Origin of the sequence: Mycetocola sp., from assembly GCF_046716805.1 — a bacterium.
Taxonomy (GTDB): domain Bacteria; phylum Actinomycetota; class Actinomycetes; order Actinomycetales; family Microbacteriaceae; genus Mycetocola_A.
Genome location: NZ_JBKJWH010000016.1, coordinates 1 through 14327, shown reverse-complemented (window position 1 = coordinate 14327; position 14327 = coordinate 1). Strand labels below are relative to the sequence as shown.

Annotated in this window: 15 protein-coding genes; 7 read left to right on the top strand and 8 right to left on the bottom strand. The window is 67.5% G+C overall.

Annotated features, from left to right (window positions below):
• Positions 1-111: 111 nt before the first annotated feature.
• Positions 112-312 (bottom strand): hypothetical protein, encoded by a 201-nt coding sequence (locus tag ACLQ62_RS01320; RefSeq protein ID WP_411719857.1) that lies wholly within the window; start codon positions 310-312, stop codon positions 112-114.
• A gap of 150 nt (positions 313-462) precedes the next feature.
• Positions 463-1848, bottom strand: a complete 1386-nt coding sequence (locus ACLQ62_RS01315) for a glycine--tRNA ligase (RefSeq protein WP_411719856.1) — start codon at positions 1846-1848, stop codon at positions 463-465.
• Positions 1849-1974: 126 nt separating this feature from the next.
• Here ACLQ62_RS01315 and ACLQ62_RS01310 point away from each other — a divergent pair, with 126 nt between their 5' ends.
• Genes ACLQ62_RS01310 through ACLQ62_RS01300 form a run of 3 tightly spaced genes read left to right on the top strand, consistent with a single transcriptional unit; the run spans position 1975 to position 3892 of the window.
• Positions 1975-2724, top strand: coding sequence for an alpha/beta fold hydrolase (locus ACLQ62_RS01310; RefSeq protein ID WP_411719855.1), 750 nt, complete (start codon positions 1975-1977; stop codon positions 2722-2724).
• Positions 2721-3488 carry an esterase/lipase family protein gene (locus ACLQ62_RS01305; protein ID WP_411719854.1) on the top strand — a complete coding sequence of 256 codons (768 nt, stop codon included), beginning with the start codon at positions 2721-2723 and terminating at the stop codon, positions 3486-3488. Before ACLQ62_RS01310 ends, ACLQ62_RS01305 begins: the two co-directional genes overlap by 4 nt.
• Positions 3485-3892 carry an NUDIX hydrolase gene (locus ACLQ62_RS01300; protein ID WP_411719853.1) on the top strand — a complete coding sequence of 136 codons (408 nt, stop codon included), beginning with the start codon at positions 3485-3487 and terminating at the stop codon, positions 3890-3892. The genes ACLQ62_RS01305 and ACLQ62_RS01300 overlap by 4 nt, the downstream gene beginning before the upstream one ends.
• A gap of 169 nt (positions 3893-4061) precedes the next feature.
• On the opposite strand, the gene ACLQ62_RS01295 is transcribed toward ACLQ62_RS01300, so the two are convergent.
• The 6 genes from ACLQ62_RS01295 to ACLQ62_RS01270 all read right to left on the bottom strand — a co-directional run bounded on the left by ACLQ62_RS01295 (position 4062) and on the right by ACLQ62_RS01270 (position 10931).
• Positions 4062-4520: a DoxX family protein gene (locus ACLQ62_RS01295; protein WP_411719852.1), complete on the bottom strand. Its 459-nt coding sequence runs from the start codon at positions 4518-4520 to the stop codon at positions 4062-4064.
• A gap of 121 nt (positions 4521-4641) precedes the next feature.
• Entirely contained in the window at positions 4642-5043 is a 402-nt protein-coding gene (locus ACLQ62_RS01290) for a VOC family protein (RefSeq protein ID WP_411719851.1), read from the bottom strand.
• A 98-nt stretch (positions 5044-5141) separates the two neighbouring features.
• Positions 5142-6065, bottom strand: coding sequence for a serine hydrolase (locus ACLQ62_RS01285; RefSeq protein ID WP_411719850.1), 924 nt, complete (start codon positions 6063-6065; stop codon positions 5142-5144).
• 166 nt (positions 6066-6231) lie between these two features.
• Positions 6232-8244, bottom strand: a complete 2013-nt coding sequence (locus ACLQ62_RS01280) for a M13 family metallopeptidase (RefSeq protein WP_411719849.1) — start codon at positions 8242-8244, stop codon at positions 6232-6234.
• Positions 8245-8358: 114 nt separating this feature from the next.
• On the bottom strand, positions 8359-9945 hold the full coding sequence (locus ACLQ62_RS01275; RefSeq protein WP_411719848.1) for an ABC transporter permease: 1587 nt from the start codon (positions 9943-9945) through the stop codon (positions 8359-8361).
• A gap of 29 nt (positions 9946-9974) precedes the next feature.
• Positions 9975-10931, bottom strand: a complete 957-nt coding sequence (locus ACLQ62_RS01270) for an ATP-binding cassette domain-containing protein (protein WP_411719847.1) — start codon at positions 10929-10931, stop codon at positions 9975-9977.
• A 183-nt stretch (positions 10932-11114) separates the two neighbouring features.
• On the opposite strand from ACLQ62_RS01270, the gene ACLQ62_RS01265 reads away from it, so the two are divergent.
• The 4 genes from ACLQ62_RS01265 (at position 11115) to ACLQ62_RS01250 (ending at position 14184) form a co-directional block, all read left to right on the top strand.
• Positions 11115-12428: an MATE family efflux transporter gene (locus ACLQ62_RS01265; protein WP_411719846.1), complete on the top strand. Its 1314-nt coding sequence runs from the start codon at positions 11115-11117 to the stop codon at positions 12426-12428.
• A 108-nt stretch (positions 12429-12536) separates the two neighbouring features.
• On the top strand, positions 12537-13142 hold the full coding sequence (locus ACLQ62_RS01260) for an RBBP9/YdeN family alpha/beta hydrolase (protein ID WP_411719845.1): 606 nt from the start codon (positions 12537-12539) through the stop codon (positions 13140-13142).
• Positions 13143-13313: 171 nt separating this feature from the next.
• Positions 13314-13547 carry an ATP-binding cassette domain-containing protein gene (locus tag ACLQ62_RS01255; RefSeq protein ID WP_411719844.1) on the top strand — a complete coding sequence of 78 codons (234 nt, stop codon included), beginning with the start codon at positions 13314-13316 and terminating at the stop codon, positions 13545-13547.
• Positions 13548-13557: 10 nt separating this feature from the next.
• Positions 13558-14184, top strand: a complete 627-nt coding sequence (locus tag ACLQ62_RS01250; protein WP_411719843.1) for a sensor histidine kinase — start codon at positions 13558-13560, stop codon at positions 14182-14184.
• The last annotated feature ends 143 nt before the right edge of the window (positions 14185-14327 follow it).

Below are 14327 nucleotides of genomic sequence, written 5' to 3'. Positions count from 1 at the left end.
CCTTCGTAAGCCGGCTTCCATGCTGGCAGTCAGCGAGGGTGAGTGTCAATTGCGGTGACGGCGAATGGCATGGGCAGAAGTCCCCTCTTCGCGGGTAGCGCCGACCGGTGCCTACGGGACGCCGCCGGTTCCGCGCATCACCTGCGCGTTCCACGCGTCGGCCTGGGCATCGAGCGGTGTGGAGGCGGGCGGGGTTCGTTCGGCATCCGACGGCAGCCGTCGGAATCGAACCTCGCGCCTGACGAGCAGGATGAAGCCGGTGATGGCGCCGATACCGGCGAGGCTCAAAGCGACCAGCAGGACAACGTCCATGGTGCTCCCTTTCGTTGCCGCCACCTTAGGCCGTAGTGGCGCGAAGGGGAAGAGCGCAACCGCTATGCACGAATTCACCCGACCCGGACGAAGGCACCCGGGGGAAGGGCAAAGGCCGTCCCATTGCCAGGGACGGCCTGTGCTGTTCGCTTAGGCGCCCCTGAGCCGCTCAGCGAGATACAGGTAGAGCTTGTCGACGGGCACCCGCTCCTGGGCCATGGTATCGCGGTCGCGCACGGTGACCGCGTGGTCCTCGAGCGAGTCGAAGTCGACGGTGACGCAGTACGGCGTGCCGACCTCGTCCTGGCGGCGGTAGCGGCGGCCGATCGCGCCGGCATCGTCGAAGTCGATGTTCCACGTCTCACGCAACTCGGCGGCGATCTTCTTCGCGATCGGTGAGAGGGCCTCGTTACGACTGAGCGGCAGGACCGCCGCCTTCACGGGCGCAAGGCGCGGATCGAGCTTGAGCACCGTGCGCTTGTCGGTGCCGCCCTTCGCGTTCGGCACCTCCTCTTCGTGGTACGCGTCGACCAGGAATGCCATGAGCGAACGGGTCAGTCCGGCCGCCGGTTCGATGACGTACGGAACCCAGCGTTCGTTCTTGCCCTGGTCGAAGAACGAGAGGTCCTTGCCGGAGTGCTCGGCGTGGGTGGTGAGGTCGAAGTCGGTGCGGTTCGCAACGCCCTCGAGCTCGCCCCAGTCTCCACCGACGAAACCGAACTTGTACTCGATGTCGACGGTGCGCTTCGAGTAGTGCGACAGCTTCTCAGCGGGGTGCTCGAACAGGCGCAGGTTCTCCGGGTCGATTCCGAGGTCGGTGTACCAGTTGAACCGGTAGTCGATCCAGTACTGGTGCCACTCTTCATCCGAACCGGGCTCGACGAAGAACTCGAGTTCCATCTGCTCGAACTCACGGGTGCGGAAGATGAAGTTCCCCGGTGTGATCTCGTTGCGGAAGCTCTTACCGATCTGGCCGACACCGAACGGCGGCTTGATGCGCGCGGCCTGCAGCACGTTGGCGAAGTTCACGAAGATGCCCTGGGCGGTCTCCGGGCGCAGGTAATGCACGCCGGACTCGTCTTCGACGGGGCCGAGGTAGGTCTTGAGCATCATGTTGAAGTCGCGGGGAGGCGTCCACTCGCCTCGCGTTCCGCAGTTCGGGCAGGCAATTTCGAGCATCCCGGTCTCCGGGGCACGGCCCTTCTTCTCCTCGAACGCTTCGAGGAGGTGGTCCTCGCGGAACCGCTTGTGGCAGCTCAGGCACTCGACGAGCGGGTCGGTGAAGACACCGACGTGGCCGGATGCCTCCCACACCTTCTTGGGCAGGATCACGCTGGAGTCCAGGCCGACGACATCATCACGACGGGTGACCATGTGCTTCCACCACTGGCGCTTGATGTTTTCCTTGAGCTCCACTCCGAGCGGCCCGTAGTCCCAGGCGGATCTCGAACCTCCGTAGATCTCACCGGCCTGGAAGACGAAGCCGCGGTGGCGGGCGAGGGCGATGACTGAGTCGAGACGGCTGGATGCGGCCACTGTGGCTCCTGATGCAAAAAAGAGGCCCGTGCCGGCTGCACGGACGCTTCTCCAGCTTAGCCGCGCGTCTTCAGCCCGCTCGCCGCCCTCAGCCCGCCCTCGGGGAGGCGAACGTAGACTGACGGAATGTCCGTGCCGCACACCTCCGAGTTCCGATCTCGCGAGCGTGTCACGGTGATCGCGGAGAGCGGCATCCCCACAGGGCCGGGCTTCATCCTGCTGCACGGCATCGGCATGGGCAGGCACTATTGGGGCGCCCTCACCGACACCCTTGGGCAGCACGGCCGGGTGTACGCGCTCGACCTCCCGGGCTTCGGTGACGCACCGGAACCGGACGAACCTCTCGACATGCGCGAGTCCGGTGATCTCATCGCGGAACTCGTCGAAAGTTTCGGGATCACGGATCCGGTTCTCGTCGGCCATTCCATGGGGGCGCAGGTCGCCGTCGAGGCGGCCGCGCGGCATCCGCACCTCTTCGACTGTGTCGTCTTGATCAGCCCCACCGTCAACCCGGAGGAACGGGGGGCGCGGATCCAGGCGCTGCGGCTCGTGCAGGACCTTTGGGGCGCGCAACTTCGGGTGATCGGGTTCGGGCTCGTCTACTACCTCAAGGCCGGACCGCGCTGGTACTTCAAGAAATTGCGCATGATGATGGACCACCATGTCGAGGACACGATGCCACTCGTGAAGGCCGACACGCTCGTCATCCGGGGCAGCGAGGACCGGCTGTGCCCGAGGAACTGGGTCGACCGGATCGTCGCGATCATCCCCCGGGCCCGTCTGGTGCAGGTGCCTGGGGCCGGTCACGAAGTGATGATGACGAATGGGCAAGCGGTGGGCAGCCTGATTGCCCGCCACGCGGAGGGAAGACGGTGAGCACTCTGCTGCACAGACTCGGGGTCTGGGCCATCGACTACATCGACGCCGGGCTCGTGCACACCCGGTCGATACTGACCTGGACGGTTCCGCCCGCGTTCAGCGAAGGGGACCCGGGCAAGCCGACGATCGTGCTGATCCCGGGGGTGTACGAGCGGTGGAGCTTCCTGCGGCCGATCGCCGAACGTCTCAACGCCGCCGGCTACCCGGTCAGCGTCGTACACGGTCTTGGGTACAACCTGCGCCCGATCGTCGAGACTTCTGAGCGGCTCGTGCGGGCGCTGTCGCGCGTTTCAGCGAATCCGGCCGGCCGGTTGATTGTCGCGCACAGCAAGGGCGGGCTCGTCGGCAAGCACATGCTGGTGTCCTCTACCGACGAACTCCACCTCCTGGGACTCGTCGCCGTCTGCACACCATTCGCCGGCTCCCGCTACGCCCGCTACGTGCTCGGTCAGACCCTGCGGGCGTTCATTCCAACGCACGAGACCATCGTCAGCCTCGGCAGCAACTCGAGCGTCAACGCCAGAATCGTCTCCATCTTCGGAGGGTTCGACCCGCACGTGCCCGACGGCAGTGTGCTCGTCGGCGCCACCAACGTGAAGCTTCCCGTGGATGGGCATTTCCGCATCCTGCGCCAGCGCGAAACACTGGATGCCGTTGCCGACGCCGTCGACCTGCTGGTGCGCTCCTCCGAGGCCTCAGCCGTGCTGGGCTCGGTCGCCGCCGAAGGAGCGGGAGCTCGCACTGGCGGGCAAACGGCGTGAGCGGATTCGCCGACATCCACGTTGCGGCAGTCGCGATGATCCGGGACCGACGCATGCTCATGGTGACCGCACGCAACCGCGACGTGCTCTACCTCCCCGGCGGCAAGGTGGACCCGGGAGAATCGCCAGCGGATGCCGCCTCACGCGAAACGCGCGAGGAGGTGGCGGTCGAGCTCGTCCCCGACACCGTGCGCGAATTGTTCACCGTCGTGACGCAGGCGCACGGCGAACCGGACGGCCGCCAGGTGCGCATGGTCGTCTTCGCTGCTGAGTCCGATGATGAGCCGCGACCGAGCGCCGAAGTCAGCGCCGTGCACTGGGTGACGACAGCCGACCTCCACCGCTGCCCGCCCGCCGGTTCCGAAGTGCTTCGGCGCCTCGCCGGGATGGGCCTCATCGACTGACGTCGCTCACGCCTGGGTGACCAACTGCGGAGATTCTCGCGAATGGAGGCGTTTCCGTTGGGGAACGGGGCGGTTCGGCACACATCTCCGAAGGTGCGAACACCGCCCTGTACGACAAGAACGGCCGCGATTCACATGGAATCGCAGCCGTTCGAGGCAGTCAAGCAGGTCAGACCGAAACCGGCTCCTGCGCGGAGACCGCAGCGCGGCGGCGAGCGCCGAAGACCAGCTCATCGACGCTGAACCGGCCAGGGCCGATCAGTGCGATCGCGAGTGCGCCGGCTCCGAGCAGCAGCACGAACTCGTATCCGCCGGCGTCGACCCAGAAGCCCATCGAGGCGTGGAAGACCGCGATGGCCACGATCATGTTGATGGTGAACAGCAGGGCGACGATCCGGGTGAGGGCGCCGACGATCAGCAGGATGCCGCCGACCAGTTCGAGCAAGGAAACAGCGGGAGCTGCGACCGCGGCGAGGGGAATGCCGAGGCTCTCGAAGAACGCCTGAACGCCGGGGAAGGTCTGCTCGAAGGTCTTCTGAACCCCGTGCAGAACGAAGATGATTCCGACGACGACCCTGAGCAGGGTGACCCCGATCGTCTGGGTAAGGGCGGAGTGAAGTACTGACATGGCGGGAATTCCTTATTCGTTGCATTTTCGATTCCCGCCGGTGACGAGAACTTGAAGCTACAACCATATCTTCCCCTCGCGCAGGTGACAAATCGACCCGGCCGACGTGAACGGCCGAAGCTCAGGCGCCCACGTCGAGCTCCTGGAACACCGTGATCTGCAGGTCCGGGGCCTCGAGCCGCGCGTTCAGCGACCGCCACGGCGTCTCGGTCGGTTCGGCGACCAGCGTCGCACCGGCCGCGGTGAGGGTGTCGGTCGCGCCGACGGCATCCGCCACTTCGAATGCCAACCGGAACTTCGGGGCCACCGGCCGGCCGACTTCCACTTCATCAATCATGCGCTTCTGTGCCGGGTTGATGATCTCGAGAGTGGCGCGACCGGCGTCGAGGATCATGACGCGGGCGTCGCCCTCGCCCTCGAACGCCGCCTCCTCGTCGAGCCCGAGCGCATCGCGGTAGAACGCGACAGCCTTGTCGTAATCCTCGGCCTCGACCACGAGCCGCATCTGCAGAACCTTGCCCATGATGCCTCCATCCCTGAATCCGTGAAGGGTGCAACCGCCGAGGCGCCGGCGCTCTTCCCTCAGGCGCTCGCTGCGACGCAACAGGGACCGGGAAAACTTCAGTGGATGTACTCGACGAGATCCAGGCCGAGGGTGTGGAGTGCGTCGTAGACGGCGAGCCTCGTCGAGAGGTCGGTGTCGGCGAACGACACGGCGACCGCATAGGCGACCCCTGCCCGCGGTCCACGCACCACCCCGGCGTCGGCACGGACTCCGGGGTCAACGCCGGTTTTGTTGAACATCTGCATGCCGTGATCCCCTGAGCGGTGCGACAGCGGGTCCATCCCGAGAGCGGATGCCACCATCGAGAGGTCGGCGTTGAGCGAGAGCCAGCCGGCCACCCGCTGACTCGTGGCCGGGTCGACGATCTCGCCGCGAGCGAGGGCGGAGAACAGCCAGGCGATCTCCTTCATCGAGCCGACCGACAGGTGCGGGGCGTCGTCCGGTCCACGCTGGTCGCGGACCCGGTCGAGAAGTGCGGTGCGCTTCAGCCCGATCGACTCGGTGCGCCTGCGCACCGAGTCGAGCCCGATCAGCCGCAGCAGCACGTTGGTGGCGAGGTTGTCGCTCGTCGCGCCGATCAGCGCAGCGAGGTCCGCGACGGGGAGCGAAGGCGCCTGAAGATGCTGCCAGACGCCGGAATCTCCGACGGAATCGTTCGATTCCCGATCGAGGATGGTGAGGGCCGCGAACTCGGTGTCGGACAACCGGGCGGCGACGTCGATCAGCAGCAGCACTTTGCCGATCGAGGCGGTCGGCATGACCACGTAGTCGTCGACGCTCAACAATTCGGCGCCGGTCGAGAGGTCAGTGACGCGGGCGGAGACCTGCACGCCGTTCCGTGCAAGGAAACCGAGGGCCTTCAGGCTCCTCGCGAACGTTTCCGCGGGTTCGGCAGACCGGTGCCTGGCGCGTCGACGCTCCCGTTGCCGCGTGCGACTGAAGGGCTGCGGTGCAGCGGGTTGTTGCGTCGACGGTACCACTGGCTTTGATCTCCGTAGAGTGACCGGCTCGATCGCATCCTCGCGCCGATCACAGATTGCTCTGGTCCGGCCTGAAATACGGATGCCCGCCCCTCACGGGAAGCTCGGACGATCGCCGTGGCCGTACTCACAAGTATCGCAGACTCCCGGCGATCGGGAGAGGCGGCTACCAGATGGTGACCCGTTGCGACGGCTCCAACCAGAGGGCATCCGCGGGGGTGACGTCGAAGGTCTCATAGAACTCGTCGATGTTCCGCACGATCTGGTTGCAGCGGAACTCGTTCGGGGAGTGCGGGTCGATCGCCAGAAGCCGGATGACCTCGGCGTCGCGGGCTTTCTGCTGCCAGGCCTGCGCCCAGGAGAGGAAGAACCGCTCAGCGCCGGGGAGTCCGTCGATCACCGGCGGCTCCTGCCCTGCGAGAGAGATCAGGTACGCCTTCCACGCGATGGACAGCCCGCCGAGGTCGCCGATGTTCTCGCCGATCGTGAGGGCTCCGTTGACGTGGTGGTCGGGAACCTGCGCGGGCGCGAGGCCGTTGAACTGGGCGATCAGAGACGCTGTGCGCTTCTCGAAGGCTTTGCGGTCCTTCGCGGTCCACCAGTCGGTGAGCTTTCCCGTGCCGTCGTACTTGGAGCCCTGGTCGTCGAAGCCGTGCCCGATCTCGTGCCCGATGACCGCGCCGATCGCGCCGTAGTTCGCCGCGGCATCCCGGCCCTCGTCGAAGAACGGGAACTGGAGGATCGCTGCGGGGAACACGATCTCATTGAAACCGGGGTTGTAGTAGGCGTTGATCGTCTGCGGAGTCATGAACCACTCCTCGCGATCGAGCGGTTTGCCGATCTTGCCGAGCTCGCGGTGGAACTCGAACAGGCTCGCCCGGCGGACGTTGCCGAGCAGGTCGGTGCGCTGCACGTCCAAAATCGAGTAGTCCCGCCACTTCGACGGGAAGCCGATCTTGGGCGTGAACTTCTCGAGCTTCTCGAGCGCCCGCTTGCGGGTGTCGTTGCCCATCCAGGTCAGCGTGCTGATCGACTGCCGGTACGCCTCGACCAGGTTGGCGACGAGCACGTCCATGGAGGCTTTCGCCTCGGGGGGGAAGTGCCGGTCGACGTAGATTTTGCCGACCGCTTCGCCGAGTACGCTCTCGACGAGGGAGACGCCGCGTTTCCAGCGGTCGCGGATCTCCGGGGTGCCCGACAGGGTGCGGCCGTAGAAACCGAAATTGGATGCCACGAAATCGCTCGACAGGTAGGGGGCGGCGCCGTGGATGACCTTCCACGCGAGCCAGTCCTTCCACGCTTCGAGCTTCGACGGCACGAGCAGGGGAGCGAGCCCGGCGAAGAAGCTGGGCTGACGGACGACCACTTCGTCGAACGCGCCTTCCGGTGCTCCGAGGGCGTGGAGCCAGGCGTCGATCAAAGCACGATCACCCCCACCGGCGAACAGCCCGGCTGCTTCGTCCCAGCTGTGCAGGTTGTAGGTGGCTTCACTGTCGCGGGAACGGACGTTGTCCCAGTGCACGGCGGCGATTGCGGTCTCGATGTCGAACACGTGCTGGGCGCGGACGACGGCGCTCCTGAACTGGGATCCTCCCGGGATCCCCTCGGCCACCAGCTCGAACATCTGCTCGATGTGCGAGACATAAGCGGTGCGGACCGACGCGAACTTGTCGTCGCGGTAGTAGCTCTCATCGGGCAGCGAGATGCCGCCCTGTTCGAGGAGGACGAGGTACCGCTCCGGGTTGCCGGGGTCGTTGTCGACGTAGAGCTGGAAAAATCCGCTCACCCCGGCGCGGTCGAGCTGAGCCGTTGTGCGCACGAGCTGCTGGATCGACCCGACGTTCTCGATCGCAGCGAGCTGTCCGGCGATGGGCGTCGCTCCGAGCGCCTCCACGAGGTCTTCGTCCATGAAGCTCGCGTAGAGGTCGCCGACCTTGCGCTGCTCGGGGTCCGAGTTCTCATCGTCCGCGGCATCCTGCGCCTCAAGGATGATCGCCTGGACCGCCTTTTCGGCCTCTTCGGCGAGCATGTGGAATGAGCCCCACCGGGCCTTGTCCGCCGGGATGTCGGTTCGGGCGAGCCACTTGCCGTTGACGTGCCGGTACAGGTCGTCCTGCGGCCGCACCGCTGGGTCGAGTTCGTCGAGGGAGATTCCGGAGGGAAGAGCCGCGTTCGTCATAGCTCCACCCTAGGAGACTGGCGATCGTTAAGGGCGGGCGATTTTCCGGGCGCGGTGGTGGTCCCTGAGCAAGGTCGCCCAGCGACCGCGTCGACGTGCATGCCTGTGGTGCTTTCAGGCCGATTCGACGTCCCGGCGCCGGAAGAGGACGAACGCAGCGGCACCGGCCACGAGCGCCAGCACCGCCATCACGATTCCTCCACCCCAGTCGGTGTCTGCACCGGACGGCACGGGGGTGTGGCTGAACGGAGACAAGTCGGCTGTCCAGTCCGGCAGCCCGACGAGGGCGCCGAAGATGCCGAGGAAGACCGAGAGCACCAGCAACCCCCAGCCAAGCCCGGCGGTGAGCCGCGGAACGACGGACCAGACGAGGGCCACCACAGCGAGGAAGAGCAGTGCCGCCGGCAGCTGGGCGAGCGCTGCCAGCACCGAGTCCTCGATGCTCTCCTCCGGCGCCCCGACCGCGAGTGCCGCGAGAACGGATGCCGTCGCGCCGGTCGTGAGGACGAGCACGATCGCGATCGCCCCGATCCCGATGTACGCCCCCGCCCAGGAGTACCGTGACACCGGAGTGGCCAGCACGAGTTCGCCGCCGACGTGCGACTCCTCCTGGCGCATCCGGACGATGGCCTGGATGGCGCAGCCGGCCGCGACGATGCCGACGATCGTGAAGATGACCGAGATGAACGCCTCGGTCAGGGTGTCCCCGCCCCGCGAGAGGCGGGCGAGCTGGTCCGCGATCGGGCTGTCCGCGATGTCGGAGGTCGCGACGGCGGTTCCGAGCGATCCGCCGAAGACCCCGAACGCGGCTGCCCCGACGCACCACGCGACGATCGAGGGCCACTGCAATCGCCAGGCCAGGCCGAACGGGCCGGCGAGGGTCGGCAGGGCCGCCATCCTGCCCGAACTGGTCGCCAAAACGCTGGCTCCGGTGTCCCTGCGCGCCATGACGAGCACCGCGATTCCGACGAGCAGCGATGCGGTGGCGAGGTTCAGCAGGAGTGGCGCCAGGTTGTCCTCGGTGAACGGGCGCGTTTTCTGCGCCCAGCCGATCGGTGACAGCCAGGCCGGCCAGGCGCTCTCGACACTCAGCCCGTCTGCTGACACCGCGCCGAAGGCGTCGGCGATGCCGCGTAACAGGTAGGTGACGAGGACGGCACCGACGGCGAGGCCGTTGGCTGCCCGGGCGCTCGGCATGAGTTCGGATGCCACACCGCCGACGGTCAGAAAGACGACGCCGATGGCGGCGAGGGCGAGTCCGGTGACGAACGAGCCGGACGCGTCCTGGCCGGCGAGAATCAGGCATCCGGCGACCGCGATCGCCAGCACCGCGTTCACGAGGAGTCCGTACACGAGCGTCGCCAGCGCGGGGAGGACCCGCGCTGCCGGCGTCGATGCGACGAGGTCGGCGCGGCCGCTCTCCTCTTCAGCGCGCAGGTGGCGGACCGCCAGGAACGTGTTCATGAGGCCGACCATCACGCCGAGGAACGCGAGGACCGTGAAAATCAGCACGGCGGCGGCGCCTGTGCCCTGCGGCACACCGCGGATGAACATGATCGCCGGGTTCGCCGCCGCCAGTCGAACGAGCACCGTGCGCTCGGCGACGCCCCCGAACGTGTCCTGGAGTGCGAGCGCCGAGAACAGGATGAGGGCCGCGATCGACGCCAGCCAGACCGGGGTCTGGATTCGGTCACGTCTCATCCGGTGACGAACAAGGATCGCGAGGGTGCTCATCGCCCGACCCGGGTACGGCGGGCGGCCCGCCGGGTCTGGCGGGCGACATCCGCCCCGAGGTCGCCGTAGTGACTGAGGAACAGTTCCTCGAGCGATGGCGGGGTCACGGTGAGGCCGCGGACCCGGAGCTGCGCGAGCGTCGGCAGCAGGTCGACGAGTTCGTCGCTGTCTGCGGTGAATCGCGCCCGGGGCCCGTCGATCACGAGGTCATGGCTGCCGGGAATGTCGCGCAGGTCGGCCTCGGTGAGGCCCTCGACGGAGAAGGCGACCTCGGTGCGGGTGAGGTGCCGCAGGTCGGCAAGTGTGCCGGTCTCGACGATCCGGCCGGCGCGGATGATGCTGACCCGGTCACAGAGTTGCTCGACCTCGCTGAGGATGTGGCTCGAGAGGAGCACTGTGGCGCCGTCGGCAACCACCGCGGCGAGTTCCCGGCGGAAGACGGCCTCCATCAGCGGGTCGAGACCCGCGGTGGGCTCGTCGAGCAAGTACAGGCTGGCGGGAGTCGCGAGCGCCGCGATGAGAGCGACTTTCTGACGATTCCCCGTCGAATAGGTGTGGCCCTTGCGGCTCGGGTCGAACTGGAAGGCCTCGGTGAGGTGCGCCCGCCGAGCCGCATAGTGCACCGGGTCGTCGATGCCTCGGAGGCGGCTGAGCAGGTCGATCGCCTCGCCGCCGGTCAGAGTGGGCCAGAGAGCGACCCCGCCGGGAACGTAGGCGATCCGGCGGTGGAGCGCCACGGCATCGGTCCAGGGGTTCCTGCCCAGCACGGACACATCGCCGGATGCTGACCGGGCCAGGCCGAGGAGGATGCGAATCGTGGTCGATTTCCCGGCACCGTTCGGCCCGAGGAAACCGTGGATTTCACCCGTCGTCACCGTGAGATCGAGGCCGTCGAGGGCTCGGGTCCTGCCGTAGTGCTTTCGCAGGTCCTGCGCTGAAATCACCGTGCTCATGCTGCGGACGTTACGCCTGATGAGCGGCACTGTTAAGGGGGTCCCCCGCCGTGTCGCGGCGGCCCCGCGTGGCCCCCCGTCGAGTGGCCACACTGCTTCGCGGGAGGCCGTCCTGTTGTGCCGCCTCCGGCCTCTCCGCAGGCGAATGGAACGCCGAAAGACGTGGTGTCCTAGGCTCGAGCGGTGACCACCGTGAACCGCGACATCCTGCGTCTCGCGGTCCCGACCCTCGGCGCGCTCGTCGCCGAACCGCTGTTCCTCCTCGCCGACTCGGCCATGGTCGGACACCTCGGCATCACCCCGCTCGCCGGACTCGGCATCGCGGGAGTGATCATCCAGACCATCATCGGTCTCATGGTGTTCCTCGCCTACGCGACGACGCCGGCAGTCGCCCGGCGGCTGGGTGCAGGCGACGAGCGGGGTGCGGTCTCCGTGGGAATCGACGGACTGTGGCTCGCGCTCGGCCTCGGCCTGCTGCTCGGGATCTCCGGCTGGTTCGCCACCCCGACCCTGGTGGGACCGTTCGGGGCGTCGCCGGATGTCGCGGAGCAGGCATCCGTCTATCTCTCGATTTCGATGGCCGGGCTGCCGGCAATGTTGCTCGTCTTCGCGGCCACAGGCCTGCTCCGCGGGCTGCAGGACACGCGCACTCCGCTGCTCGTGGCGACGGCCGGCTTCGCGGCGAACATCGCCCTCAACTTCGTGTTCATCTACCTGCTCGAGTTCGGCATCGCGGGGGCCGCGCTCGGAACGGTCCTGGCGCAGTGGGGCATGGCCGTGGCGTACCTGACCGTGGTGTTGCACCACGCCCGCAGAACGGGCGCATCGGTTCGGCCGCACCGGGCAGGCATTTCGGGGTCGGCGCTCTCGGGCGGCTGGCTGTTCGTCCGCACGGTGAGCCTGCGCATCGCGATCCTGTTGGCGACGTTCGTCGCGACCGGGCTCGGCACGTCCGAGCTCGCCGGGTTCCAGATCGTCATGACCATCTTCACCTTCACGGCGTTCGCCCTCGACGCCCTCGCCATCGCCGCCCAGGCACTCATCGGCAAGAGCCTGGGAGCCGCAGACACCTCTCTTGTTCGTTCGATCCTGGCCCGGTGCCTGCAATGGGGAGTCGGCTCCGGCCTCGTCCTCGGGCTCGTCGTGGTCGCCACTTCCGGGGTCGCCGGCCTGCTGTTCACGGGCGACCCGGAGCTCGCTCGGCTGCTGGTGCCGAGTCTCATCGTCCTCGGCATCAGCACTCCGCTCGCCGGGTTTGTGTTCGTGCTCGACGGGGTGCTGATCGGCGCCGGGGACGCGCGGTATCTCGCGCTCACCGGCATCCTCAACGTCGCCGTCTTCGTTCCGCTGGCGCTCTGGGTGCTCGCAGCAGCCCCCTCGGATGCCACAGGTCTGGCTCTGCTCACCGCCGCGTTCTCGATCGGGTACCTGGCCGCTCGCGCCGCGACGCTCGGGCTTCGGGCCCGCACGACGGCGTGGATGCGCACCGGCGCGTAGCCGGGCTCGGCAGGATCATCCGCACCAGGCGCACTCCCAACAGGAGAAAAGGGCCGGTTTCAGCTGCTGCGCCCTGTTGAGCCTGCGTGGTGCTGGCAGACTCGACGGATGGCCCCACGGATCGTCGTCGCCCACGGTTACCTCGCCTCCCCCAGGAAGCACTGGTTCCCGTGGCTCGTCGAGCAGTTCGAGCCGGGTGTGGTGCGGGTGCCAGCACTGCCGAACTCGAGGCACCCCCAGCCCGGACCCTGGCTCGAGACGCTGCAGGATGCCGTCGGCGCAGTGGACGACAACACCATCCTGATCGGGCACAGCCTCGGGTCGATCACCACCCTGCGGCTGCTCGCAGAACTTCCAGGACCGTGGACGCTCCGCGGCCTCATTCTTGTGGCGGGCTTCGCCCAGCCGCTGCCAAACCTCCCGAACCTTGATCCGTTCACCGCCGCACCGCTCGATGTTCAGGCGATTCTCCACGGTGCCCGGCGGAGGCACGTCTTCGGATCGGACAACGACACCACCGTCGCTCCGCCGATCACAGCGGCCCTGGCTCGGAGCCTCAAGGCGCCGCTGACCGTTATCCCGGGCGGCGGCCACTTCGTTGAGCGGCAGGGGTGCCGTTCTCTCCCCGAACTTCTGCCGGTGCTCAGCGGGATGCTTTCAACGGAGCTTTCGGCAGGGCACGGAGACTCCCTCAACATGAACACGTCGGAATGAGTTGAGGCACCAGTTCACCCGTTCCGGACGGATGCATGCGACACGCCGGGGGTGATTTGGTCCGGTCCCGGTGAATTGGCGGCCGGGCGCGCAGCATCCACCGATCGGTTGATGCCGGGTTCAGCCGGATCACCGCTACCGGGGCGAGCGCGGCGCGGCCACGCTGGGACCATGAACCAGACCGCCCCACCCTCAGACACCACCGTCGAGGTCGAGAACCTCGGCAAGCGCTACGGCAGCTGTGCCGCTGTCGATGACGTGAGCTTCGACATCCGCCACGGTGAGACCTTCGCCCTCCTCGGCCCCAACGGTGCAGGCAGGTCCACCACCATCGAGATCCTCGAGGGGTGCCGCGACCGTAGAACGCCAGCGCCTGCTCGACCACCTGCGGACGGCGCAGGGTGAGCTCGAGTTGATGAGCCGGGATGCCGGCGCCACCGCCGAGCGCGAACGCATCGCCCGCGAAATCCACGACACCATCGCGCAGAGCCTCACGAGCGTCGTGATGCTCGCGCAGCGTGCCCGTCTGGAGCAGCCGACCGCGGACTCCACTCTCGAGCTGATCGAGTCCACCGCTCGCGAGGCGCTCCGCGAAGCCCGCTCCCTCGTTGCCGCGAACGCCGGCCTCCCGCAGCGCGACGGTTCCCTCGCCGACACCCTCGCTCAACTCGGCGAGCGCTTCAGTCGCGAGACCGGGGTGACCGTGACGACGGATGCGCCGCTCACCGAGCTGCCTCGCGACATCGAAGTCGTGCTGCTGCGCTGCGCCCAGGAGGGACTCGCCAACGTACGCAAACACGCGAACGCCCGCGCAGCATCCGTCCCCGTCGCTCAATCCGACAACAGCGTCAGCCTCCGCGTCGCCGACGACGGCCGCGGTCTCGGTGGATTCCAGCCCAGCGACGAACACGGCTTCGGGCTCAGCGGCATGCGCGACAGGGTCGGTCTGGTCGGCGGAACCCTCATCGTTGCGGATGCCGCCACCGGGCACGGCACGGAACTCACCGTCCACATCCCCTTTACGAAGGACGCAGCATCGTGACCACATCGCCCATCCGGGTAATCGTCGCCGACGACCACCCGATCGTCCGCTCCGGAATCGCCGCGCTGCTCTCCCTCGCCGACGGCATCGAGGTGGTCGCCGAGGCAGCGAACGGGGCGGAGGCCGTGGCGCTGGCTCAGGAG